At 63.9% G+C, this 24605-nt stretch carries 20 protein-coding genes; 16 read left to right on the forward strand and 4 right to left on the reverse strand.

Features of this window, described 5'->3' with window-relative positions; genetic code table 11:
- The first annotated feature begins 95 nt into the window (after positions 1–95).
- A complete protein-coding gene (locus tag BLQ92_RS34770) occupies positions 96–1328 on the forward strand; it encodes a cell division protein ZipA C-terminal FtsZ-binding domain-containing protein (RefSeq protein WP_090694033.1) in 1233 nt (410 codons plus the stop codon).
- Between the two features lie 204 nt (positions 1329–1532).
- On the opposite strand, the gene BLQ92_RS34775 is transcribed toward BLQ92_RS34770, so the two are convergent.
- On the reverse strand, positions 1533–2381 hold the full coding sequence (locus tag BLQ92_RS34775) for a hypothetical protein (RefSeq protein WP_090694036.1): 849 nt from the start codon (positions 2379–2381) through the stop codon (positions 1533–1535).
- Between the two features lie 300 nt (positions 2382–2681).
- Here BLQ92_RS34775 and ligA point away from each other — a divergent pair, with 300 nt between their 5' ends.
- Positions 2682–4733, forward strand: coding sequence for an NAD-dependent DNA ligase LigA (gene ligA / locus BLQ92_RS34780; RefSeq protein ID WP_090694041.1), 2052 nt, complete (start codon positions 2682–2684; stop codon positions 4731–4733).
- Positions 4730–5263, forward strand: a complete 534-nt coding sequence (gene def / locus BLQ92_RS34785; RefSeq protein ID WP_090694045.1) for a peptide deformylase — start codon at positions 4730–4732, stop codon at positions 5261–5263. Before ligA ends, def begins: the two co-directional genes overlap by 4 nt.
- Positions 5264–5424: 161 nt before the next feature.
- On the opposite strand, the gene BLQ92_RS34790 is transcribed toward def, so the two are convergent.
- The 3 genes from BLQ92_RS34790 to map are packed head-to-tail and all read right to left on the reverse strand — an operon-like array spanning position 5425 to position 10857.
- A complete protein-coding gene (locus BLQ92_RS34790; protein WP_090694048.1) occupies positions 5425–7428 on the reverse strand; it encodes a pseudouridine synthase in 2004 nt (667 codons plus the stop codon).
- A 6-nt stretch (positions 7429–7434) separates the two neighbouring features.
- On the reverse strand, positions 7435–10014 hold the full coding sequence (locus BLQ92_RS34795) for a [protein-PII] uridylyltransferase (protein WP_090694052.1): 2580 nt from the start codon (positions 10012–10014) through the stop codon (positions 7435–7437).
- A 30-nt stretch (positions 10015–10044) separates the two neighbouring features.
- Positions 10045–10857 carry a type I methionyl aminopeptidase gene (map, locus tag BLQ92_RS34800; protein WP_090694055.1) on the reverse strand — a complete coding sequence of 271 codons (813 nt, stop codon included), beginning with the start codon at positions 10855–10857 and terminating at the stop codon, positions 10045–10047.
- Positions 10858–11231: 374 nt separating this feature from the next.
- Here map and rpsB point away from each other — a divergent pair, with 374 nt between their 5' ends.
- The 13 genes from rpsB (at position 11232) to lpxA (ending at position 24604) form a co-directional block, all read left to right on the forward strand.
- Positions 11232–11984: a 30S ribosomal protein S2 gene (gene rpsB, locus BLQ92_RS34805; RefSeq protein ID WP_090694058.1), complete on the forward strand. Its 753-nt coding sequence runs from the start codon at positions 11232–11234 to the stop codon at positions 11982–11984.
- Between the two features lie 165 nt (positions 11985–12149).
- The gene (gene tsf, locus BLQ92_RS34810) at positions 12150–13031 is read left to right on the forward strand and encodes a translation elongation factor Ts (RefSeq protein ID WP_090694061.1); all 882 of its coding nucleotides are present in this window, start codon (positions 12150–12152) and stop codon (positions 13029–13031) included.
- Between the two features lie 232 nt (positions 13032–13263).
- Positions 13264–13977 (forward strand): UMP kinase, encoded by a 714-nt coding sequence (gene pyrH / locus BLQ92_RS34815; protein ID WP_074264280.1) that lies wholly within the window; start codon positions 13264–13266, stop codon positions 13975–13977.
- Between the two features lie 98 nt (positions 13978–14075).
- The gene (frr, locus tag BLQ92_RS34820) at positions 14076–14636 is read left to right on the forward strand and encodes a ribosome recycling factor (RefSeq protein ID WP_074264281.1); all 561 of its coding nucleotides are present in this window, start codon (positions 14076–14078) and stop codon (positions 14634–14636) included.
- A 64-nt stretch (positions 14637–14700) separates the two neighbouring features.
- A complete protein-coding gene (locus tag BLQ92_RS34825; protein WP_090694065.1) occupies positions 14701–15483 on the forward strand; it encodes an undecaprenyl pyrophosphate synthase in 783 nt (260 codons plus the stop codon).
- Positions 15477–16298, forward strand: coding sequence for a phosphatidate cytidylyltransferase (locus BLQ92_RS34830; RefSeq protein ID WP_090694071.1), 822 nt, complete (start codon positions 15477–15479; stop codon positions 16296–16298). The genes BLQ92_RS34825 and BLQ92_RS34830 overlap by 7 nt, the downstream gene beginning before the upstream one ends.
- A 10-nt stretch (positions 16299–16308) precedes the next feature.
- On the forward strand, positions 16309–17514 hold the full coding sequence (locus BLQ92_RS34835; protein WP_090694075.1) for a 1-deoxy-D-xylulose-5-phosphate reductoisomerase: 1206 nt from the start codon (positions 16309–16311) through the stop codon (positions 17512–17514).
- A 7-nt stretch (positions 17515–17521) separates the two neighbouring features.
- Entirely contained in the window at positions 17522–18910 is a 1389-nt protein-coding gene (gene rseP, locus BLQ92_RS34840; protein ID WP_090694079.1) for an RIP metalloprotease RseP, read from the forward strand.
- A gap of 66 nt (positions 18911–18976) precedes the next feature.
- Positions 18977–21280 carry an outer membrane protein assembly factor BamA gene (gene bamA, locus BLQ92_RS34845; protein ID WP_090694082.1) on the forward strand — a complete coding sequence of 768 codons (2304 nt, stop codon included), beginning with the start codon at positions 18977–18979 and terminating at the stop codon, positions 21278–21280.
- Between the two features lie 52 nt (positions 21281–21332).
- Positions 21333–21881, forward strand: coding sequence for an OmpH/Skp family outer membrane protein (locus BLQ92_RS34850; protein WP_175772229.1), 549 nt, complete (start codon positions 21333–21335; stop codon positions 21879–21881).
- A gap of 20 nt (positions 21882–21901) precedes the next feature.
- The gene (gene lpxD, locus BLQ92_RS34855) at positions 21902–23011 is read left to right on the forward strand and encodes a UDP-3-O-(3-hydroxymyristoyl)glucosamine N-acyltransferase (protein WP_090694089.1); all 1110 of its coding nucleotides are present in this window, start codon (positions 21902–21904) and stop codon (positions 23009–23011) included.
- 196 nt (positions 23012–23207) lie between these two features.
- Positions 23208–23675, forward strand: coding sequence for a 3-hydroxyacyl-ACP dehydratase FabZ (fabZ, locus tag BLQ92_RS34860; protein ID WP_090694092.1), 468 nt, complete (start codon positions 23208–23210; stop codon positions 23673–23675).
- Positions 23676–23815: 140 nt separating this feature from the next.
- Positions 23816–24604 (forward strand): acyl-ACP--UDP-N-acetylglucosamine O-acyltransferase, encoded by a 789-nt coding sequence (gene lpxA / locus BLQ92_RS34865; RefSeq protein WP_090694095.1) that lies wholly within the window; start codon positions 23816–23818, stop codon positions 24602–24604.
- The last annotated feature ends 1 nt before the right edge of the window (position 24605 follow it).

Consider the following 24605-nt stretch of genomic DNA (forward strand, 5'->3'; position numbering starts at 1 on the left):
AGGACGGCGCGAGCCTGTGCCCACGCTGCGGCTAGCTTGCCGCGCGGTGCAGGCTTCTTTGCCGCAGAAACAGAAGAATTGCTGATGGAGCATGCATGGACGAGTTGACACTCGGTTTGATCGGCGCGGGTGCCGTGGTGGTCGGGGGGGTGGTGGTGTACAACGCATGGCAAGGCGCGAAGGTGCGACGCCGGATGCCGCGGCCGATGCCGGCCGACACCGCTGAGGCCTTCGCACGGGACGATCAGGAAGAACAAAGCCCCTTCATCGAACCGGCCCGGCCCACTCAGCGGCGCGAGCCCGTGTCGGATGACGCGGCCACCGATACCGAGTCGCGTGTCGAACCGACCTTTGGGACGGCGGCGCCGGCCGATACGCCGGCCGATATCCAGGCGGAGACGACTACGCCGAACGGCTATCCTGAGCCGGAAGGCGAGGCCGCTGGGGGCGGTGTCGACGAACCGGTTGAGCCAATTCTGCCGGCCGCTACCACGATTTCCTCGGCGCCGCCGGCGATCGTCGATCGGCGGATCGATTGCATCGTGCCGCTTCGTCTGACGGGCCCGCTGGCGGGCGACAAGGTGATTCCGCTCGCGCAACGCCTGCGCCGGGCGGGCAGCAAGCCGGTGCATATCGAAGGCAAGCCGGAAGGCGGTGGCGCGTGGGAGCTGTTGCAGAACGGCGTGCGCTACGAAGAGTTACGCGCGGCGGCGCAACTGGCTAACCGTAGCGGGCCGCTGAACGAACTGGAGTTTTCCGAGTTCGTCACCGGCGTGCAGCAGTTCGCGGATGCGATCGACGCGGCGCCCGAATTCCCGGACATGATGGAGACGGTCGCGATGGCGCGCGAGCTGGACGGTTTTGCCGCCCAGTGCGACGCGCAACTGTCGATCAACGTGCTGTCGGACGGCGCGCCGTGGTCGGCGAACTACGTGCAGGCGGTGGCCTCGCAGGATGGCCTGCTGCTCTCGCGCGACGGCACCCGGTTCGTGAAGCTCGACGCCAGGCAAAGCCCGGTGTTCATGCTGCAGTTCGGCGACACCAACTTCCTGCGCGACGACCTCACCTACAAGGGCGGCCAGATGATTACGCTGGTGCTCGACGTGCCGGTGGCCGACGAAGACATCCTGCCGTTCCGGCTGATGTGCGATTACGCGAAATCGCTGTCCGAGCGGATCGGCGGCCGGGTGGTCGACGATGGCCGTCGTCCGCTGCCGGAGACCGCGCTGCTGGCGATCGAAAAGCAACTCATGACGTTGTACGCCAAGCTCGAGCAGGCGGGGATTCCGGCGGGCTCGCCGGCCACGCGGCGCTTGTTTAGCCAGTAAGCTGTTTTTGCGCTACGCGCGCCGGGCCTCCGTGACAGGGGGCGCGCGCGGTAGGGCTAAACACAGCGACAACCGATCTCGCCGCTGTTGCGAGTACACAGCGCAGTCAATCTTCCCACTGTTGCGGGTGCCTGGCTTGGTCAATCTCTCCTCTGGTACGGCTGCTCAGTTAGGCCAATCTCGCCGCCATCGCGGGTACGTAGCTCAATCAATCTCCTTCGGCCATTGCGCGCCGCTGATCCACGCCTTGAGCGCGGCCACCACCGCTTCATCCTGTCCATAGAAACCGTGATGCCCCATGGCTTCGCACGGGTTGCCTTTTGCGCTTCCCCCGCTGACGGCAATCAGGTCATGCCCATCGTCCGCGATACGCTTCGCTGCACTGAACGAGCATAGAAAGCAGCCATCATCGACGTGATGCACAAAGAGTTGCCGTGCATGGATCTCCCCGTAGTTGAAGCCGATTAGCGGCAGCGCCTGACCGCGTGCCGGACTGCTAAGCGTCGATGTGTGGATTACCGCGTCCCAGGTATCGGGCAGCGCGCGGCCGATAAACGCCGATGAAATCGTCCCGCGGCTCGTGCCGACCAGCACCAGCTTTGCCTCGGGAAAGCGCGTGCGCAGGTCGGCCGCGATGCGCGCGATATCCTGCGCGTGACGCGGCGACGCGCGGAACGTGTCCGAGTAGCCGCCGGGCTGGTCGGAGGGCGCGTCGACCAGGGCGGTCGCAAAGCGCTCGTCGGCCAGCAGCGTACGGGCACGCACGAGGAAGTTGTTCTTCAGGCGCATGCTGATCGCACCGTCGCTCGCCTGTGCAAGTTGCAAAGCCCCGTCGCCGCCCGCGAACATCACCAGGATCCATTCCGGGTGGCTACCGTCCTTTTGCGTGAGCAGGTACGAGATCGTGGCGTTGTCAGCCACCGGCAAGCTGACCACCTGTTCGAGCGCGCAGGCCGGCGCGGCGTGCCAGACGAACAGGGTGACGAACACTGCCATGGCTAGCGAGGCGAGGCGGCGGAGGCCGCTTTGCTTGAGCGCGACGAAGCTTGCCATGAATCCTCCTCTAGTAGTTCTGCGGATGCGGCACGTGGGACATGCGCTCACAGTCGCATTGCGCCGCACGAGTGTCAATGCGACGGCGCAAACGTTAGCCGTTCGGCCAAGGCTAACCCGGGCTGTGCCGGAGCGACACCGTTGCTCGTTGAACCCGCCGCCGTCGTCTGCATTGCCTGCATGATCGATGCAGCGCCTGGATGACACTGCATACGAAACTGGCCTTCCGGCCAATGTCCACGGCGGGCCGTTCCTGAGATAATCTGACGTCTGAATTTCACCGGCGAATCTTCCGATAGCATGACCCGAACCACCGTCCCAAACCCAGCTATGAGCAGCCCGGCCGAACGCGCCGCGTGGTTGCGCGCGGAACTTGAACGCGCGAACTATGCGTACTACGTACTCGACCAGCCGGATCTGCCGGATGCGGAGTACGACAAGCTCTTCAAGGAGCTGCAACAGATCGAGACGGAGCACCCGGATCTGGTTACGCCGGATTCGCCCACTCAACGTGTGGGCGGGGAGGCTGCGAGCGGCTTCGAGCCGGTCCTGCACGACCAGCCGATGCTCTCGCTGAACAACGGTTTCGCCGACGAAGACATCGCTGCGTTCGACAAGCGCATTGCCGATGCGCTCGGCAAAACGCCGGTCCGCTATGCCTGCGAACTCAAGTTCGACGGACTGGCGATTTCCTTGCGCTATGTCGATGGCCGCTTTGTGCAGGCTTCCACGCGAGGCGACGGCACCACTGGCGAAGACGTGACCCAGAATGTCCGGACGATCCGCTCTATTCCACTGACGCTCAAAGGCGAGCGCGTGCCGAAGGTGCTCGACGTGCGCGGCGAAGTGCTGATGTTCAAGCGCGATTTCGAACGCATGAACGAGCGGCAACGCGCGGCCGGACTCAAGGAATTCGCGAACCCGCGTAACGCGGCGGCTGGCAGTTTGCGCCAGCTCGATTCCAGGATCACCGCCCAACGTCCGCTGTCGTTCTTCGCTTATGGCATTGGTGTGCTCGACGGCGAGCCGATGCCCGCCACCCACAGCGAAATGCTCGACTGGTATGGCGAGCTGGGCTTGCCGGTCAACGGCGAGCGAGCCGTGGTGGAGGGCGCTGAAGGACTGCTGGGATTCTTCCGCGCGGTGGGCGAGAAGCGCGACGCGCTGCCGTACGACATCGACGGCGTGGTCTACAAGGTCAATGCGCGTGCAGAGCAGGACGTGCTCGGCTTTGTATCGCGCGCACCGCGCTTCGCGCTGGCGCACAAGTTTCCGGCTCAGGAAGCGTTGACGAAGCTGCTGGCCATCGACGTGCAGGTGGGCCGTACCGGCGCGATCACGCCGGTGGCGCGCCTGGAGCCAGTGTTCGTCGGCGGCGCCACGGTGACCAATGCGACGCTGCATAACGAGGACGAGGTGCGCCGCAAGGACATCCGCATTGGCGACACCGTGATCGTGCGGCGTGCCGGCGACGTAATTCCGGAGGTGGTGAGCGCATTGTTGGATCGCCGGCCGGCAGATGCCGCCGAGTTTGTCATGCCCACGCAGTGCCCGGTGTGCGGCTCGGCTATCGAACGCCTGCCGGACGAGGCGATCGCCCGTTGCACCGGTGGCCTGTTCTGCCCGGCGCAGCGCAAGCAGGCACTGTGGCACTTTGCGCAACGCCGCGCGCTGGATATCGATGGGCTCGGCGAGAAGATCATCGACCAGGTGGTCGAACTGAACCTCGTGCGCACCCCGGCCGACCTGTTCAATCTCGGCTTCAAGACTCTCGCCGAACTCGACCGCTTTGGCGAGAAGTCCGCCCAGAACCTGCTCGACTCGCTCGAGAAGGCCAAGCACACTACACTCGCGCGGTTCCTTTACGCGCTCGGCATCCGCCAGGTCGGCGAATCGACGGCGAAGGACCTGGCCAAGCATTTCGGCTCGCTCGATCCGATCATGAACGCCACGGTCGAAGAGCTGCTGGAGGTGAACGACGTCGGCCCGGTGGTGGCCGAGTCGATTCAGCGGTTTTTCGCCGAAGAGCACAACCGCACGGTCATCGAGCAACTGCGTGCGCCGGGCAAGGTGACGTGGCCGGAAGGCCCGCCTGCGCCGAAGGCGCCGCAGGGCGTGCTGGCCGGCAAGACCGTCGTATTGACGGGCACCTTGCCGACGCTGGCGCGCGAAGAAGCGAAGGAAATGCTCGAAGCGACCGGCGCCAAGGTGGCCGGTTCCGTGTCGAAGAAAACCGATTATGTGGTGGCCGGTGCCGAGGCAGGCAGCAAACTTGCGAAAGCCGAGGAACTTGGCATCCCTGTGCTCGACGAAGATGGTATGCGTAAGCTCCTGGAGGGGCAGATAACATGATCCGCGAAATTCTCAAGATGGGCGATCCGCGCCTTTTGCGCATCGCCGCCCCGGTCGACCATTTCGACACGCCCGACCTGCATGCCCTCGTGAAGGACATGTTCGAGACCATGCACGACGCGAACGGCGCGGGCCTCGCCGCGCCGCAGATCGGGGTCGACCTGCAGGTGGTGATTTTCGGCTTCGGGCATAACGAACGCTATCCGGATGCGCCGCCGGTGCCGGAAACGGTGCTGATCAATCCGACCATTACGCCGGTGTCGCAGGATATGGAGGAGGGCTGGGAAGGCTGTCTGTCGGTGCCAGGATTACGCGGCGCCGTTAGCCGTTTTTCGATGATCCGCTATCACGGCTTCGATCAGTTCGGTGCTCCGATCGACCGTGTCGCCGAGGGCTTCCACGCCCGCGTCGTGCAGCACGAGTGCGATCACCTGATCGGCAAGCTGTACCCGATGCGGATCAACGATTTCGCCAAGTTCGGCTTCACGGAAGTGCTGTTCCCGGATATGGATCCGAACAGCGACGATTGAGTGGGTCGCGGCTGCTGGGGCCCTTGCGGGCTGCCGCACCGCCCGATGCCTGGCCGGACCACGCCACGCAGAAAAAAAGCCCACGCTTTCACGTGGGCTTTTTTACATCCGCTGCGCTATCTACCGCGCAGCGCTCAACGCGCGGCGGCCGCGCCGTACGATCAGAACGACTCGTCGTGCGCGAGATAACGCCATTGTCCCGGCGGCAAGGCGCCAAGCGGCACGCTGCCCATCCGCACACGCTTCAGGCCCACTACTTCCAGGCCGACCAGTTCGCACATACGGCGAATCTGCCGCTTCTTGCCTTCGCGCAGGACGAAACGCAACTGCTCGCCGTTCTGCCAGCTCACCTTGGCCGGCTTGAGCGGCACGTCGTCGAGTTCCAGGCCGTGACGCAGCAGTTCGAGGCTTTCGGGCGGGAAATTCTGATCGATTTCGCTCGTCATCTCGCCGTAGGTCACGCGCACCAGGTACTCCTTCTCGACTTCCGAATGCCCGCCGATCAGCCGTTTGGCAATCCGGCCGTCCTGGGTCAGTACGAGCAGCCCGGTGGAGTCGATGTCGAGCCGGCCCGCCGGAGCGAGCTGACGCAGGTGCGACACCGAGAAGCGGATGTCCGAGTTGTCGCCTTCCCAGCGGTTTTCCGGGGTGACGAGCGTGACCGCCGGCTGATAGCCGTCTTCGGCCTGACCCGACACATAGCCAACCGGCTTATGGATCAGGATCGTGACGAGGCGTGCCTGGATCGCCTGGGCGGCCGGATCGATCTCGATGCGCTGGTCCGGGCGGACCTTGGAGCCGAGCGTGTCGACCTTTTCGCCATCGACACGCACCCAGCCGTTCTCGATCCATTCGTCGGCTTCGCGGCGCGAGCACAGGCCAAGCTCCGACATCAGTTTCGACAGACGTAATGTGCCCGGCGCGTCGTCGTGATCGCGGCGATGCGCGGCGGGACGCGCAGCGGCTTCTTCGCCACGCTCGGGGCGCGGCGCCTTGTCGGCGCGGGCCGGACGCTCACGCTCGGCGAAGCGGCTGCCGGGAGCCGGGCGGTCGTTGCTGCGCGGTGCGCGGGCACCAGCGCCGGCACCGTAACCGGCACCAGCGGGACGGTCGCTGCGCGCGCCGCGTTCAGTGCGCTCCGAGCGTTCCGAACGCTCAGCACGCGGCGGCCGATCGCCGAACCCGCGCGGGGCGGGTGCTCGCGTGCCACGGTCCTCGCGGGGGGCGCGCTCGGGGCGATCGCCGTACGTCCGCTTGACCGGATTGGCGAACGAACGCTCGCCGCGCTCAGACGAACCGCGTTCATTCGAGGCCGGACGCTCGCTGCGCCCACCCGGCGGGCCACGGCGGGCGCCTTCTTCGCGCGGCGGACGCTCGAAGCTGCGACGCTCATCGGAACCGCTGCGGCCGGCGCCAAAGCGCGGGCGCTCGGAGTTGCCACGTTCGCGTGCTTCTTCGCGTTCGCGTCGGCCCGGGCGTTGCTCGTCGCGCGGACCTGCGTTGAAGCCGCCAGCGGCGCGCGGGGCACGGGGGCCGCGAGCGTCATCGGCGCTACGCGGGCCGCGCGGTGCACCAAAGGACGGGCGGCCGCTGCCTTCACCGCGGTCAAAGCGTGCGGGCCGCTCGCCTTCAAAGCGTCGCGGCGCGCGCTCGCTGCGCTCACCCTCGAACTTACGCGCCGGACGTTCACCACGCTCACCTTCGAACTTCCTTGGCGGACGCTCGCCACGTTCACCCTCGAAGCGACGCGGTGCGCGCTCGCTGCGCTCACCTTCGAACTTCCTCGGCGCCCGTTCACCACGTTCGCCTTCAAACCGTCGCGGCGCACCCGCATCGCCATCGCGGCGCGGCGGCCGCTCCGACGGCGCACGCCGGGGCGCGCCAGTGCTGCCCGCATCGCGGTCGCGCGAAAACGATCCCTCGGCGCGCGGCGGCCGAGCGCCGCCTTGCGGGCGGCCAGCGCCACCCGCAAAGCCCGCAGGCTTGCCCGCCGGACGTTTGCCGGCCCCGCCCGGCGCTGTTTCGCGCCCGCCGGCAGCCGCCGGCGTAGCGGGCCGCGGCCCGGCAGGGCGCGTCGGCTTACGCGCGGTGGTACTACCCGAGCGAACAGGGGCGCGTTCGGGCGAACCCGAGCGCGGATGCTTGGCTGTCAATTTGACTCGCATGAAATCTCACACTGCGATCGCGCGCAGCAGTTCGGTCTCGACCTGAATTTGCAGGCGGTTGTCCGAGAGGCCGCGTCCGTCCAGCAGGAACACGTCCTCTACGCGTTCGCCGAGCGTATTGATCCGCGCCGATTGGACGCCGACCTGGTGCTCGGCCAGCACGCGCGCGATCGAATAAAGAAGGCCTGGCCGGTCGTTCGCCGACACGGACAGGATGTAGTACTGACCACGTTCGTCGGCCCGAAGGTCGACGCGCGGCGTAACAGGGAAGGTTCGCGACAGGCGCGACAAGCGCCCCTTCGACGGATCCGGCAGCAGGGTGCCATCCGCCGTGAGGCGTGCGGTCAGTTCCTGCTCGACCAGATTGGCGATGTCGCGATAATGCACGTCCTCTTCGGTGTGCTGGACAATAAAGTTGTCCAGCGCGTAGCCGTGACGGGTCGTGCTGACACGGGCGTCGAGCACCGACAACCCGTTCTTGTCGAAATACGCGCAGATCCCGGCAAAGAGGTCAGGGCGGTCCTGCACGTAGACCAGCACCTGCAGGGCTTCGCCGACTGGCGAGGGACGGGCGCGCACGATAGGCGTAGGCGTTTCGACATGGCGGTACAGCACGCGCGTTTGCCACGCGATATCCGCCGCGTCGTGACGCAGGAAGTAGCCGACGTCGAGCTTGTCCCATAGCGCCTGGTGGGCGTTGTCCGGCACGGTTTCGAGGCGCAGCAGCGCAAGCGCTTCTTCCTGACGCGACTTCAGTTCCGAGTGCGCGTCCGGGCGAGCGCCGCCCAGCACGGCGAGCGTGGCCCGGTAGAGGTCTTCGAGCAGCTTGCCTTTCCAGCCATTCCAGACCTTCGGGCTGGTGCCGCGAATGTCGGCCACCGTCAGCAGGTACAGTGCCGTCAGGCGCCGCTCGGTGCCCACCAGTTCGGCAAACCGCTTGACGACCTCAGGGTCGCTGGTGTCCTGCTTCTGCGCGACCTGGCTCATCGTCAGATGGTGCTGGACCAGCCACACCGCCAGTTCGCCGTCGCCGTTGTCCATCCCGTGTTCGCGGCAGAAACGGCGTGTGTCGGCCATGCCGAGCGTGGAATGGTCGCCGCCGCGGCCTTTGGCGATGTCGTGAAACAGCGCCGCCACATACAGCACCCACGGGCGCTCGAAGTTGGCGATCAACTGGCTGCAGAACGGGTATTCGTGAGCGTGCTCGGCCACCGCGAAGCGGCGCAGGTTACGCAGTACCATCAGGATATGCTGGTCGACCGTGTAGACGTGATACAGGTCGTGCTGCATCTGCCCGACGATACGGCGGAAGTTCAACAGGTAGCGGCCCAGCACACTGGTCTGGTTCATCAGCCGCAGCGCGTGGGTGATCCCCGCGGGCTGCTTGAGAATCTCCATGAAGAGACGCCGGTTTTCCGGGTCGCGCCGCCAATGCTGATCCATCGCGTCGCGCGCGTTGTAGATCGCGCGCAGCGTGCGCGCCGACAGGCCCTTCACGCCGGGGGTCTGCTCGTACAGCAGGAAGGCTTCGAGAATCGCGTTGGGCTCGCGTTCGAACACATCTTCACGGGCGATTTCGAGCATGCCCTGTTTCTCGACGAAGCGATCCGACAGCACTCGCGTGATACCGCTCGTGTTCGGAAACAGTTGCGCTTCGATGTTCTGGATCAGGATCGTCGCCAACTGGGTGACCGCCTTGGCGGCCCAGTAGTAGCGGCGCATCAGTTGTTCGCTGGCGCGCTTGGTGGCGGTCGGCTTGTAGCCGAAACTCTCGGCCACCGCAGTCTGCAGGTCGAATACGAGGATGTCCTGGCGCCGTCCCGCAATCACGTGCAGCCGGGCGCGCAGCGCCTTCAGAAAACCTTCGTTGCGCTCCAGTTCGCGGGCTTCGCGCTCGGTAATCAGGCCGCGCGCCTCCAGCTCCTGCCAACTGCTGCCGAAGCCAGCCGCCTGGGTCACCCACAGGATCAACTGCAGGTCGCGCAGGCCGCCCGGGCTTTCCTTGATGTTCGGCTCGAGGGCGTACGGCGTGTCCTGGAATTTGGCATGGCGCTGGCGCATTTCCAGCACTTTCGCCTGGAAAAAGGCGCGCGCATCGAGCGCGTCGCGATAACGCTTTGCGAAGTCGTCGAACAGCGCCGTGCTGCCGGTAATGCGGCGCGCCTCCAGCAGCGAGGTGCGCACGGTGATGTCGTTGGCAGCCTCTTCGAGGCACTGCGAGACCGAGCGCACGCTGCTGCCGAGTTCCAGCCCCAGATCCCACGCCAGACTGATGAAGCGCTCGATGCGCGCTTCGAGATGGGCGATGGGGTGATCGGGCAGCAGCACCAGAATGTCGATGTCGGAATGCGGCGCGAGTTCGCCGCGCCCGTACCCGCCCACCGCCAGCAGGGCAAGGGAAGGAGGCAGGTCGCAGGCGTTCCATGCGCCGCGCAGCGCCTCGTCGGTGGTGCGCGAGAGCGCGCCCATCAACGATTCGACGTTGGTTGCCAGCTTGAAGCGTTCCAGCAACTTGGCTTTGGCCACCTTATAGTCCGCCTTGAGCGACGTGGCATCGGAAAGGGCGACGGCTGGAACACTGCTCATGGGCGCGCGCGGGTGGGGACGAGGGGGCGGTTAAGCCGTGGTGGCCGCGACGACCGGCGGCCGCGCCGGCGTGCCGGCGGAAACCGTCAGCACGTCGTAGCCGCTCTCGGTCACGAGGATCGTGTGCTCCCACTGCGCGGACAGGCTGCGGTCCTTGGTTTTTACCGTCCATTGATCCGGCATGGTGCGGATGTCGCGGCGGCCGGCGTTGATCATCGGCTCGATCGTGAAAATCATGCCCGCCTGCAGTTCGATGCCCGTGCCCGGACGGCCGTAGTGCAGGATCTGCGGATCATCGTGGAAGACGGTGCCGATGCCATGGCCGCAATACTCGCGCACCACGCTGTAGCCTTGCCCTTCGGCATGGCGCTGGATCGCGTGGCCGATGTCGCCCAGATGGGCGCCGGGGCGAACCTGGTCGATGCCGAGCCACATGCACTCGTAGGTGGTCTGGACAAGCCGCCTGGCCAGAATCGAGCCTTCGCCGACGATGAACATGCGGCTCGTATCGCCGAAGTAACCGTCTTTGATCACGGTGACGTCGATATTCAGGGCGTCGCCGTTCTTCAGCGTCTTGTCGCCCGGAATGCCGTGGCAGATCACGTCATTGACCGAAATGCAGGTGGCCTTCGGATAGGGCGGGTAGCCGGGCGGCTGATAGTTCAGCGGCGCCGGGATCGTGCCCTGTTCCTTCAGCATGTATTCGTGACACAGGCGGTCGAGCTCGCCGGTGGTAATGCCGGCGACGACCAGCGGGGTGATGTAGTCGAGCACTTCGCTCGCCAGCCGGCAGGCGACGCGCATCTGCGCGATATCGTGTTCGTTTTTGAGCGTAATAGCCATGAGTCGGGCCTGAAAATGCGGTTATTTATAGATTATCGCACCATATTCCGGCTCTCGCAGGGTTTTGAGAGGGCGGCGGACCGCCCGGCCGCCGTAAGGTGCAACCCGCGCACCGATTCGGGGATACCGGGCAGGTTGAGTCTACCGATAGTCACGTGCTATAATCTCTGGCTAAGTCGCTCCACATTATTCGGTTTTGTGGAAAATTCGTGGGGCAGACTGGCCTGTGGCGGTTGTGTGCGCTACAGGAATGACTCGCAAGCCGGCAGCACCCAGGGTGTCCGTCGCGTCAGGTCCTCGCAAACGCAAAAGCGGCGAAGACGGCGCGGCCGATACGGCAGCCGGCTTAAGACCCAACCCTAGCGGAGATTTACATGGCAGTTACCATGCGTCAAATGCTGGAAGCAGGTGTCCACTTCGGTCACCAAACGCGCTTCTGGAACCCGAAGATGGCCCCCTTCATTTTCGGTCATCGCAACAAGATTCACATCATCAACCTCGAAAAGACGCTGCCGATGTACAACGACGCACTGAAGTATGTGCGTCAGCTGGCAGCTAACCGCGGCACGATCCTGTTCGTTGGCACGAAGCGTCAATCGCGCGACACGATCGCCGAAGAGGCGCAACGCGCTGGCATGCCGTATGTCAACGCACGCTGGCTCGGCGGCATGCTGACCAACTTCAAGACGCTGAAGGTTTCGATCAAGCGCCTGAAAGACATGGAAGCAGCGCTGGAAGCCGGTGAAACGGAACGCATGAGCAAGAAGGAAGCGCTCCTGTTCGAACGCGAAATCGCCAAGCTGCAAAAGTCGATCGGCGGCGTGAAGGACATGGGCGGCATTCCGGACGCAATTTTCGTGGTTGACGTCGGCTACCACAAGATTGCCGTGACCGAAGCTAACAAGCTCGGCGTGCCGGTTATCGCAGTGGTCGACACGAACCACTCGCCGGAAGGCATCGACTACGTCATCCCGGGTAACGACGACGCATCGAAGGCTGTCGCCCTGTACACGCAAGGCGTGGCTGACGCGATCCTCGAAGGCCGTGCAAACGCGGTCAACGAAGTGGTGCAGGCTGCACGTGGTGGTGACGGCGACGAGTTCGTCGAGGTCAACTCGGAAGCGTAAGGCTGCCCTGTGTCCGGCAAAAAAGGGGGCTTTCTACAGGCCCCCTTTTTTTAAGTCGCGACACCTGGTTACAGTGCGAAAAAATCCGCACTGTACGGAAACGAATTCTTGCCGCCGGCATCGAAATGCGGGCGGTGTGTGAAAGACAGACTCTAGGAGCGAATGATGGCGGCAATTACCGCAAGCATGGTTGCAGAACTGCGCGCGAAGACCGACGCGCCGATGATGGAATGCAAGAAGGCGCTGACGGAAGCCGACGGCGACATGGCGCGTGCTGAAGAACTGCTGCGCGTAAAGCTCGGCAACAAGGCCAGCAAGGCCGCTTCGCGCGTCACGGCTGAAGGCGTGATCGCCTCGTTCATCGGCGGCAAGGTGGGTGCAATCGTCGAACTGAACTGCGAAACCGACTTCGTTTCGAAGAACGACGACTTCCTGGCTTTCTCGAAGCAGATCGCCGAGCTGGTCGCGACAAAAAACCCGGCTGATGTCGCTGCGCTGGCAGCCCTGCCGCTGGAAGGTTCGACGGTCGACGCAGTGCGTCTGGCGCTGGTCGGCAAGATCGGCGAAAACCTCTCGATCCGCCGTTTCGTGCGTTTCGAAACCGCCAACCAGCTGGCTGCATACCTGCACGGCACGCGTATCGGCGTGCTGGTCGAGTACACCGGCGCGGACGAGCAGGTCGGCAAGGACGTCGCAATGCACATTGCGGCCATGAAGCCGGTTTCGCTGTCGTCGGACGACGTCCCGGCAGACCTGATCGCCAAGGAACGCAGCATTGCTGAACAGAAGGCCGCCGAATCGGGCAAGCCGGCTGAAATCGTCGCCAAGATGGTCGACGGCAGCGTGCAGAAGTACCTGAAGGAAGTCTCGCTGCTGAACCAGACGTTCGTTAAGAACGACAAGCAGACAATCGAACAGATGCTGAAGGCTGCAGGCTCGAGCGTGCAGAAGTTCGCGCTGTTCGTGGTCGGCGAAGGCATCGAGAAGAAGCAGGACGACTTTGCAGCTGAAGTGGCGGCTCAAGTGGCTGCTGCAAAGCAACAATAAGTTTTACAAGGCTTTACCGCAATACCGTTGGACCCGCGGCGGGGCAAGACCCTGCCGCGGCCGGCGGCGCCGCAAGGCTGCATGCGGGTTGACCCTCGCCTTGCAGCCGCCTCTGGCGAACCGCGTTTGAACTTTGCGGTTCGTCAATTTGGCGACGCTTGCCCGAATCAGCATTTCACCCCTACAGTTAGTTCCTTGTTGTTGCCCTGTTCTGCGCGATCTGGATATCCCTATGCCCACTGCCTATAAACGCGTCCTCCTCAAACTCTCCGGTGAAGCTCTGATGGGCGATGATGCCTTCGGCATCAATCGCGCGACGATCGAAAGAATGGTGGCGGACGTGGCCGAGGTGGTGCGGCTCGGTACCCAGCTCGCCGTGGTGATCGGCGGCGGCAATATTTTCCGCGGTGTGGCGGGCGGCGCGGCCGGCATGGACCGTGCGACGGCCGACTACATGGGGATGCTGGCGACGATGATGAACGCGCTGGCGCTGCAGGACGCAATGCGCCACGCCGGTATCGAGGCGCGTGTGCAGTCCGCGCTGCGCATGGATCAGGTGGTCGAGCCGTACATCCGCCCCCGGGCAATCCGTCAGCTGGAAGAAGGCAAGGTCGTGATTTTCGCGGCCGGCACGGGCAACCCGTTCTTCACGACGGACACCGCAGCCGCGCTGCGCGGTTCGGAAGTCGGCGCGGAAGTCGTGCTGAAGGCCACCAAAGTGGACGGCGTGTATTCGGCCGACCCCAAGAAAGACCCGACGGCAACCCGCTACACGACGATCAGCTTCGACGAGGCGATCGGCCGCAATCTGCAGGTCATGGACGCCACGGCGTTTGCGCTGTGCCGCGACCAGAAACTGCCGATCCGCGTGTTTTCGATTGTCAAGCCGGGTGCGCTAAAGCGCATTGTGCAAGGCGAGGACGAGGGTACGCTCGTCCACGTGTAAACTCTCGTTCACATAACGTGGGCTTTAACGCGGGCCCGGGCCGCTGCTACTCGCACGCTGGCCGGCTCGCACCGTTTTGAAGGTTCGGAGGTTTAAAAATGTCAGTGGCTGATATCAGGAAGGGCGTCGAGCAAAAGATGCAGCGCTCGATCGACGCGTTCAAGAACGATCTGTCGAAGATCCGCACGGGCCGTGCGCATACGGGCCTGCTCGATCACATCCAGGTCGACTATTACGGCTCGCCGGTGCCGATCTCGCAGGTCGCGAACATGACGCTGATCGACGCACGCACGATCGGCGTGCAGCCGTGGGAAAAGAAGATGGTGCCGGTCGTCGAAAAGGCGATTCGCGACTCCGATCTGGGCCTGAACCCGGCTACCCAAGGCGACGTGATCCGCGTGCCGATGCCCGCGCTGACCGAAGAACGCCGCCGCGAGCTGACCAAGGTCGCACGCAGCGAAGCCGAAACGGCCAAGATCGCGGTGCGCAACCTGCGCCGTGACGCTAACGAGCAACTGAAGAAGCTCGTGAAAGACAAGGAAATCTCCGAAGACGACGAGCGTCGTGCCGGTGACGATGTCCAGAAGCTGACGGACAAGTTCGTGACCGAAATCGATAAGCTCGTGACGACCAAAGAAGCCGAGATCATGACGGTTTGAGGCCGTCAGGCTTCAGCATCTTCAGGTCTTTACTTCTTTTTTTGTAGTTATTGTCCCGACGGCCATGACCTATACCAGCTCAACCGTTCGCGTGCCTGATGTCGCGGCGGTGCCGCGACATATCGCGATCATCATGGACGGCAATGGCCGTTGGGCAACGCAGCGCCGCCTGCCGCGCGTGGCAGGCCATACACGCGGTGTCGACGCGGTGCGTGCCGCCGTCGAGGCGTGTGCGCGTTCCGGCGTCGAGTACCTGACGCTGTTTGCCTTCAGTTCCGAAAACTGGCGCCGTCCGAACGACGAAGTATCGTTCCTGATGCGTCTGTTCGTCACCGCGCTCGAGCGCGAGATCGGCAAGCTGCACGCCAACGGCATCCGCCTGCGCGTGGTCGGCGACCTGGCGATGTTCGACAAGCGCATCCAGGATCTGGTCCGCCGCGCCGAGACCAAAACCGCCCGCAACACCCGTCTTACCCTGACCATCGCCGCCAACTACGGCGGCCGCTGGGACATCATGCAGGCCACCCGCAAGCTGGCCGAGCAATCGGCGCAGGCGGGCGAGGCCGTCGAGGTCACCGAGGAATCGTTCGCCGAGCACCTCGCCATGGCGTACGCACCGGAGCCCGACCTCTTCATCCGCACCGGCGGCGAGCAGCGCATCAGCAACTTCCTGCTGTGGCAGCTCGCGTACACCGAGTTCTACTTCACCGACACCTTCTGGCCGGATTTCGACGCCGAGGCGCTGCGCCACGCGATCGATTCCTATGCGGAGCGCGAGCGCCGCTTCGGCCGCACCAGCGCTCAGCTCGAGCCGCAATCGCAAAACGTCGATTCGCTTCCATGCTAAAAACCCGTGTTATCACGGCGATCGTCCTGCTGGCTGTGTTTTTGCCGGTCACGCTGTTCGCGCCGGTGGGCGCGTTCGGCGCGCTGATCGCGTTTGTCGTCGTCTTTGGCGCTTGGGAATGGGCGCGTTTGCTGAAAGTCGGCGGCGTCGGTCCCATTATTTACGCGCTGATCGCGGCGGTAGCCCTGGTGGCGAGCACCAAGCTCGGCACCGGTATGCGCCTGCCGCGGCCGCTGTTCCAGGCCGCCGCCGTGTTCTGGGTGCTGGCCGGCCCGTACGTACTGTTGCGCAAGCCGACGCTGGCGCAGGGCGCCTGGCGCCTGTTCCTGTTTCTGGCCGGAATCGTCGTTTTTGTCGCCTGCTGGCACGCGCTGGTCGCGGCCCGCATGGCCGGCGTGCCGTTTGTTCTGTCCCTGTTGCTAGTGGTCTGGCTGGCCGATATCGGCGCATACTTTGCGGGTAAGGCGCTTGGCAAACACAAGCTGGCGCCCGCCATCAGTCCCGGTAAGACATGGGAAGGGGCGATTGGCGGGTGGCTGGCGGTCGTGATCGTCGCGGCCGTGGCGATTGGGGTACACGCTTTTGAACCGACCCTGTATTCTGCGCTGCTCGAGCGCCTCGGCGCCGTCCGTACGCTGGTTGCGCTGACTGTTCTGGTGGCGTTCAGCGTGGTTGGCGACCTGTTCGAGTCGCTGTTAAAACGTCAAGCCGGCGTAAAGGATTCAAGCGGGCTGCTGCCGGGACATGGTGGCGTCCTTGACCGCATCGACGCATTATTGCCGGTGCTGCCGCTCGCAATGCTGTTGCTCGGCTAGAGAAAGAGATATGCAAAAACGTCTAACACTGCTCGGTTCCACGGGCTCGATTGGAGACAGCACGCTCGACGTCGTCGCGCGTCATCCCGAGCGCTTTTCGGTCTACGCGCTCACCGCGCATCGCAACGGCGACAAGCTCGTCGAACAATGCCTGCGCTTTACGCCTGAAGTGGCTGTGGTCGGCGACGCCGACACCGCGGCGCAAGTCGCCGCCAAGCTCCGCGCGGCCGGTTGCAAGACCGAGGTCACGTACGGCCCGCAAGCGCTGGTCGACGTCTCGAAGAGCGACAACTGCGATACGGTGGTGGCTGCCATCGTCGGCGCCGCGGGTCTCGCGCCGAGTCTGGCTGCTGCCCGCGCCGGCAAGCGCATCCTGCTCGCCAACAAGGAAGCGCTGGTGATGTCCGGCGCGATCTTCATGGACGCGGTGCGCGATCACGGCGCCATCCTGCTGCCCGTCGACAGCGAACACAATGCGATTTTCCAGTGTCTGCCGCGCGAAGCTGCACAGCATGGCGGCGTGTCGAAGATCATCTTGACGGCGTCAGGCGGTCCGTTCCGCACCCGCGAGCCTGCGAGTCTCGTCAACGTGACGCCCGAGGAGGCCTGCAAGCACCCCAACTGGGTGATGGGCCGCAAGATCTCGGTCGACTCGGCGACCATGATGAACAAGGGCCTTGAAGTCATCGAGGCGCATTGGCTGTTTGCGCTGCCGGGCGAGCGCATCGAAGTGCTGATTCACCCGCAGAGCGTGATCCATTCGATGGTCTCGTATGCCGACGGTTCGGTGCTCGCGCAACTCGGCAATCCTGACATGCGCACGCCGATCGCGCACGCGCTGGCGTTCCCCGACCGGGTCGATTCCGGCGTGGCCCAGCTGGATCTGGTGCAGGTCGCGTCGCTGTCGTTCGAGCGGCCTGACTACGCGCGCTTCCCGTGTCTCGCGCTGGCCATGAAAGCGCTCGCCGAAGGCGGTATTGCCAGCGCTGCGTTGAACGCGGCCAACGAGGTAGCGGTCGATGCCTTCCTGTCGCGCAAGATCGGCTTTATGGCGATCGCGCAAGTTGTCGACGCGGTGCTCAACGCGCTGCCCAACCGCAGCGCCCACGCGCTCGACGACGTAATCGAAGCCGACGCGGCCGCGCGCCGGGCGGCTGCCGATTTCATCCAGCGTCTGCCGCACGACGCCCTTCGCGCGGAACGTGCCGTCCAGTGAGGCGAATATGAACCTGCTGATCGAAGTGCTCGCCTTCGTCGTTGCGATAGGCGTGCTCGTGGTGGTTCACGAGTATGGCCACTACAGCGTTGCGCGTTGGTGTGGTGTCAAGGTGCTGCGCTTTTCGATCGGCTTCGGCAAGCCACTGGTTCAGTGGGTCAGCCCCAGGACGGGCACTGAGTGGACGATTGCCGCGTTGCCGCTAGGCGGCTACGTGAAAATGCTCGACGAGCGTGAAGCGGGCGCGCCGATCCCCGCCGAGGAGTTGCCTCACGCGTTCAACCGTCAGCATGTCGCCAAGCGTTTTGCGATCGTCGCGGCCGGCCCGATCGCCAATTTCCTCCTTGCCATCGTACTGTTCGCCGCGGTGTTCGCCACCGGCGTGAGCGAGCCGTCGGCCATCGTCGCCGCGCCGGCGCCGAATACAGCGGCGGCAATCGCCGGTTTTGACGGCGGTGAGACCGTGGTCGCGGTGCGCAATGCCGACGCGGCCGAGAGCGAGCCGGTGCGTTCGTGGTCCGATCTGCGCTGGAAGATGCTCGGCGCCGCGTTCGATCATCGGCGCATTGTCCTGAGCGCGAAAGACAGCCACGGCATCTCCGATTTCCCGCTCGATCTGCGTGACGTGTCCGAGAAGGACGTCGACGACGACTTCATGTCGCGTCTCGGCTTCGAGCCGGGTGGCGGCAAGCTGATCGTGGCAGGCGTTCAGCCGGGCAGTGCGGCGCAACAAGCCGGCCTCGTCGCGGGCGATCGCCTCATCTCTATCGACGGCACGCCCACCGATAACGCGACGGCCTTCATCGCCTATGTGAAGACGCATGCGGGCAAGAGCATTACGCTGCAGGTCGAGCGTGGCGGCGACGCGCAGCAAGCGGGCAAAACACGGGACCTTCACGTCGTGCCGCAACTGCAGCATGACGACACCAGCGGCCAGGAGATCGGCCGCATCGGCGCGGAGCTGGCGACCCAGGTGCCGTCCATCACCGTGCGTTACGGCCCGCTCGAAAGCCTGCAGTTGGGCGCGCGCCGGACATGGGATCTCGCGGCTTACTCGGTGCGGATGTTTGGCCGAATGATCACCGGCGAAGCGTCGCTGAAAAATCTGTCAGGGCCGGTCACGATTGCCGACTACGCAGGTAAGAGCGCGAGGTTGGGTCCCTCGGCATTCCTGTCATTCCTGGCCCTTGTCAGCATCAGTCTGGGCGTACTTAACCTGCTCCCAATTCCGGTATTGGATGGGGGGCATCTGTTATATTATTTGGTTGAAGCTGCAACCGGTAAGGCTGTTTCCGACCGCTGGCAGCTCGTTCTGCAGAGAGCTGGACTGGCCTGTATCGTCGCCTTGTCGGCGATCGCGCTTTTCAACGATCTGGCTCGCCTGATCCATTTTTGAAGTGTCCGGCGGCGCTCGCGAGGAGCAGCCGCCCGGCATGATTGAGCTTTACATTGGGGAAGTACGTTGTTGAAACCTCACCGCCTTGTACCTAAATCGGTAGCTGCTGCTGCGTTAGCCGCGCATGGGTTGGCGGCCCATGCGACGTCACCGTTCGTGGTGCAAGACATCCGTATCGAAGGGTTGGAGCGAATCGAGCCTGGCACCGTGTTCGCCTACCTGCCCATCCGGCAAGGCGATACCTTCTCCGACGACAAGGCCTCCGAAGCGATTCGCGCGTTGTACGCCACCGGCTTCTTCAATGACGTGAAGATCCTCACCGAAGGCGCGATCGTGATCGTGCAGGTGAGCGAGCGTCCGGCCATCGGCACGATCGACTTTTCGGGCCTGCGCGAATTCGATAAGGACAACCTGACCAAGGCATTGCGCTCGGTCGGACTGTCGCAAGGCCGCTTTTACGATACGGCGCTCGCCCAGAAGGCGGAGCAGGAATTGAAGCGTCAGTATCTGACGCGCGGCTACTACGCCGCTGAAGTCAAGACCACCGTCACGCCGATCGACCGCGACCGCGTGGCGTTGCTGTTCTCGGTGGACGAAGGCCCGAGCGCGAAGATTCGCCAGATCAACTTCATCGGCAACAAGGCGTTTAGCGACAGCACGCTGCGCGATGAAATGCAGCAGTCCACGCCGAACTGGTTCTCGTGGTACACGAAGAACGACCTGTATTCGAAAGACACGCTGACCAGCGATCTCGAGAAGATCCGCTCGTACTACCTGAATCGCGGCTACCTCGAGTTCTCGTTCGAATCGAGCCAGGTGTCGATCTCGCCGGACAAGAAAGACATGTACCTGACGCTCTCTCTGCATGAGGGCGAGCCGTATACGATTTCCGGCGTTCATCTGGCCGGCAACCTGCTGGAGCGCGAAGAAGAGCTCGACAAGCTCGTCAAGGTCAAGACCGGCGAAGTTTTCTCGGCGGACAAGCTGCAGGCTACCACCAAGGCGCTCGTCGACAAGCTCGGCGAGTATGGCTATGCCTTCGCCACGGTGAATGCGCAGCCGCTGATCGACCAGCAACACCACAAGGTCGACCTGACGCTGCAGGTGGACCCGAGCCGCCGCGTCTACGTGCGCCGCATCAATATCACCGGCAACACCCGTACGCGCGACGAAGTGGTGCGCCGCGAGATGCGCCAGCTCGAAAGCTCATGGTTCGACTCGAACCGTCTCGCGCTCTCGAAGGACCGCGTGAACCGTCTCGGCTACTTCTCGGACGTGGACGTGACCACGGTGCCGGTGGAAGGCACCGAAGACCAGGTGGATGTCAACGTCAACGTCAAGGAAAAACCGACCGGCTCGATTACGCTGGGCGTCGGTTACGGTTCGGGCGAAGGTCCGATCATTTCGGCAGGCGTATCGCAGGACAACGTATTCGGCTCCGGTACGAGCCTCGGGGTGAATATCAACACCGCGAAGACGTACCGTACGCTCACCGTCACCCAGGTCGATCCGTACTTCACGGTGGACGGCATCAAGCGCATTACCGACGTCTACTATCGGACCCAGCAGCCGCTCTACTACTCGACGGATTCGAGCTTCAAGATCGTCACGGTAGGCGGGGACCTGAAGTTCGGCATTCCGTTCTCGGAAGTCGATACGGTATATTTCGGCGCCGGACTCGAGCAGAACACGCTCGATGTGGATGCTGCTACGCCGCAAAGCTATATCGACTACGTGAACCAGTTCGGCCGCGTGTCGAACAACGTGCCGATCACGGTAGGCTGGTCGCGCGACGCACGTGACAGCGCGCTGGTGCCGAGCCGCGGCTACTTTACCCAGGCGAACGCCGAAATGGGCACGCCGGCCGGCGGCACGCAGTATTACAAGGCTGATATCACCGCGCAGTACTATTATTCGTTTGCGCGTGGTTTCGTGCTGGGTTTCAACCTCCAGGGCGGCTATGGCAATGGCCTGGGTGGCAAGCCTTACCCGATCTTCAAGAATTACTACGCGGGCGGTATCGGTACGGTGCGCGGCTATGAGCCGAGCTCACTCGGACCGCGCGATGCGACGACCGGCGACCCGATCGGCGGCTCGAAGCAACTGGTCGGGAACGTCGAATTAACGTTCCCGTTGCCGGGCACAGGCTATGATCGCACCCTGCGGGTGTTTACGTTCCTTGATGCCGGCAACGTCTGGGGCGATGAAGGCAACAGCGTAGGCGCGAACGGCTTGCGCTACGGCTACGGGGTGGGCCTTGCATGGATCTCGCCGATCGGGCCGCTCAAGCTGAGCCTGGGTTTCCCGCTCACGAAGCATAGTGGTGATCAGTACCAGAAATTCCAGTTCCAGATCGGAACGGCATTCTGATTGGACGGTTCGGGCCAGCCCCGGACCTCTTTACAGTATCGAGAGGATGACTTTGCGAACCGGTATGTTTTCGAAACGAGTAGCGTGCGCGCTTGCGCTGGCAATGACGTTGGGCGTGGGCGTAGCGCACGGGCAGGAAGCCAGGATTGCGGCCGTCAACTCGGATCGCATCCTGCGCGAGTCGGCTGCCGCGAAGGCGGCACAGACCAAGCTCGAGGCCGAGTTCGCAAAGCGCGACAAGGATCTGCAGGATATGGCGCAGAAGCTGAAGTCGATGTCCGACGCGCTGGACAAGAACGGCGCATCGATGGCGCCGGCCGATCGCGCCGAGAAGCAGCGCGACCTGTCGCAACTGGACACCGATTTTCAGCGCAAGCAGCGCGAGTTCCGTGAAGACCTGAACCAGCGCCGCAACGAGGAGCTGGCGGCTGTGCTCGACCGCGCCAACAAGGTGATCAAGCAGATCGCCGAACAGCAGCACTATGACCTGATCGTTCAGGAAGCGGTGTATGTGAGCCCGCGTATCGACATTACCGACCAGGTGCTCAAGGCGCTTGCGGCGGCGCCCAGCAACGGCGCGTCGTCCACCAACGGCAACTGAACAGCAGGAGCAGTACACGCATGGCATTTACGCTCGAGGACATCGTCCAGCGGTTCGGCGGTGAAATAGTCGGAGACCGCTCGCACCGCGTGGGCAGCCTGGCGCCGCTCGACCAGGCAGGCCCGAACCAGCTGGCGTTCCTCGCCAACCCGAAGTACCTGTCGCAGGTCGAAACCACCCGCGCAGGTGCGGTGCTGATCAACGCCGATGACCTGGCCAAGCTGGCCACGCCTGAAGGGCAGGCCCCAGCAGCCCGCTCGCACGGCGCTCGTAATTTCATCGTCACGCCCAACCCCTACGCTTACTTCGCTCGCGTTGCGCAGACGTTCATCGAGCTGGCGGCGCCGAAGGCCGTGCCGGGCGTACATGCCAGCGCGACCATCGATCCGTCCGCGCAAGTGGCAGCGACCGCCGTCATCGGCCCGCACGTCACCGTGGAAGCCGGGGCGGTGATCGGCGAGCACGTGCGGCTGGACGCGAACGTGGTGATCGGCCGCGGCACGCGGATCGGCGCCGGTTCGCACCTGTATCCGAACGTCAGCGTGTACTACGGTTGCAAGATCGGTGAGCGCGTCATCATCCACGCCGGCGCTGTGATCGGCTCAGACGGCTTCGGTTTTGCACCTGATTTCGTCGGCGAAGGCGAAGCCCGCACCGGTAGCTGGGTCAAGATTCCACAAGTCGGCGGCGTCTCGGTCGGCGCGGATGTCGAAATTGGCGCCAATACGACGATCGACCGTGGCGCAATGGCCGATACCGTGATCGAAGAGTGCGTGAAGATCGACAATCTGGTGCAGATCGGCCATAACTGCCGGATCGGCGCCTACACGGTGATCGCCGGTTGTGCGGGGATTGCCGGCAGCACCAATATTGGCCGACATTGCATGATTGGCGGCGCAGTCGGCATCGCCGGGCACGTTACACTGGCTGACTATGTGATCGTCACCGCGCAGTCCGGCGTGTCGAAGTCGCTGTTGAAGCCCGGCATGTACACGAGCGCGTTTCCGGCCGTCGAGCATCGCGACTGGAACAAGAGCGCGGCGCTGATGCGCAACCTCGACAAATTGCGCGACCGTATCAAGGCGCTGGAAGCGGCCGCGGCCGCCCAGGCGCCGGGCGACAAGGCATAAGCGCTGGTAAGCGTTGAATAAGCGTTGGATAGGCGCCGGGCAAGCAACGGCCAGATTTCAAGCAGGAAGCGTCGCTTTTCGTGACGGGGCAGCATGGGCTGCCGGGTCACCTGAAGCGACGGCAGCACGCGTTACCAACCCACCTGAACCGTATCCGCAGTCATCATCGCGCAGTCAATGCGTGAGTAGAAACACCATGAGCACCGAAAAAATCAATCTCGACATTCATAAGATTCTCACGCTGCTGCCGCATCGCTATCCGATCCTGCTCGTCGATCGGGTGCTCGAACTCGAACCGCACAAGAGCATCAAAGCGCTGAAGAACGTGTCGATCAACGAGCCGTACTTCATGGGCCACTTCCCGAGCCGTCCGGTGATGCCGGGCGTGCTGATCCTCGAAGCGCTGGCGCAGACCGCGGCGCTCCTGACGTTCTCGGAAGAGCCGCATGATCCGGCCAATACGCTGTACCTGTTCGTCGGCATCGACAACGCGCGCTTCAAGCGCGTGGTGGAGCCGGGCGATCAGCTGATTCTGAACGCAACGTTCGAACGGCATATGCGCGGCATCTGGAAGTTCAAGGCGCGCGCTGAGGTGGATGGTGCGGTTGCGGCGGAAGCCGACCTGATGTGCGCAGTCCGCCACACGGACACGGACGGCCAGTAAGTTAGGCCGGGAACGCTGGACCGCTGGCGGACACCCCCTCGTGGGCATCCGTCTGGAGGGCGGCCAGCAATGGAGAGCCGACGCGGCGGCACACGCCGGCGCGGCATCCAGATAACGCAACAGAATCAAAGCGAGGGTGCATGAGCAGGATTCATCCCACTGCGATCGTCGAGCCGGGCGCGCAGCTCGACGAAACGGTTGAAATCGGGCCGTATGCCATTGTCGGCCCGCATGTCACGATTGGCGCGGGCACGACGGTCGGCTCGCACAGCGTGATCGAAGGTCACACGACCATTGGCGAAGAAAACCGCATTGGCCACTATGCATCGGTCGGTGGCCGGCCGCAGGACATGAAGTACCGCGACGAGCCGACCCGGCTCGTGATCGGCAACCGCAACACCATCCGCGAGTTCACCACGATCCACACCGGCACGGTGCAGGACGCGGGCGTCACCACGCTCGGCGACGACAACTGGATCATGGCGTACGTGCACATCGGCCACGACTGCCATGTGGGCAGCAACGTGATCCTGTCGAGCAACGCGCAGATGGCCGGCCACGTGACGATTGGCGACTACGCGATCGTCGGTGGCATGTCGGGTGTGCACCAGTTCGTGCGCATCGGCGCGCATTCCATGCTGGGCGGCGCGTCGGCGCTCGTGCAGGACATCCCGCCGTTCGTGATCGCCGCCGGCAACAAGGCCGAGCCGCACGGCATCAACGTCGAAGGTCTGCGCCGGCGCGGTTTTTCCGCCGATGCGATTTCGGCGCTGCGGGCCGCCTACCGTCTGCTGTACAAGAACGGTCTGTCGCTGGAGGAAGCCAAGGTGCAACTGCGCGAGCTGGCCTCGGCGGGCGGCGAGGGCGATGCGCCCGTGCAGGCGCTGCTCGACTTCGTGGTCGCGTCGCAACGCGGCATCATCCGCTAGC

The organism is Paraburkholderia phenazinium (genome assembly GCF_900100735.1).
GTDB lineage: Bacteria > Pseudomonadota > Gammaproteobacteria > Burkholderiales > Burkholderiaceae > Paraburkholderia > Paraburkholderia phenazinia.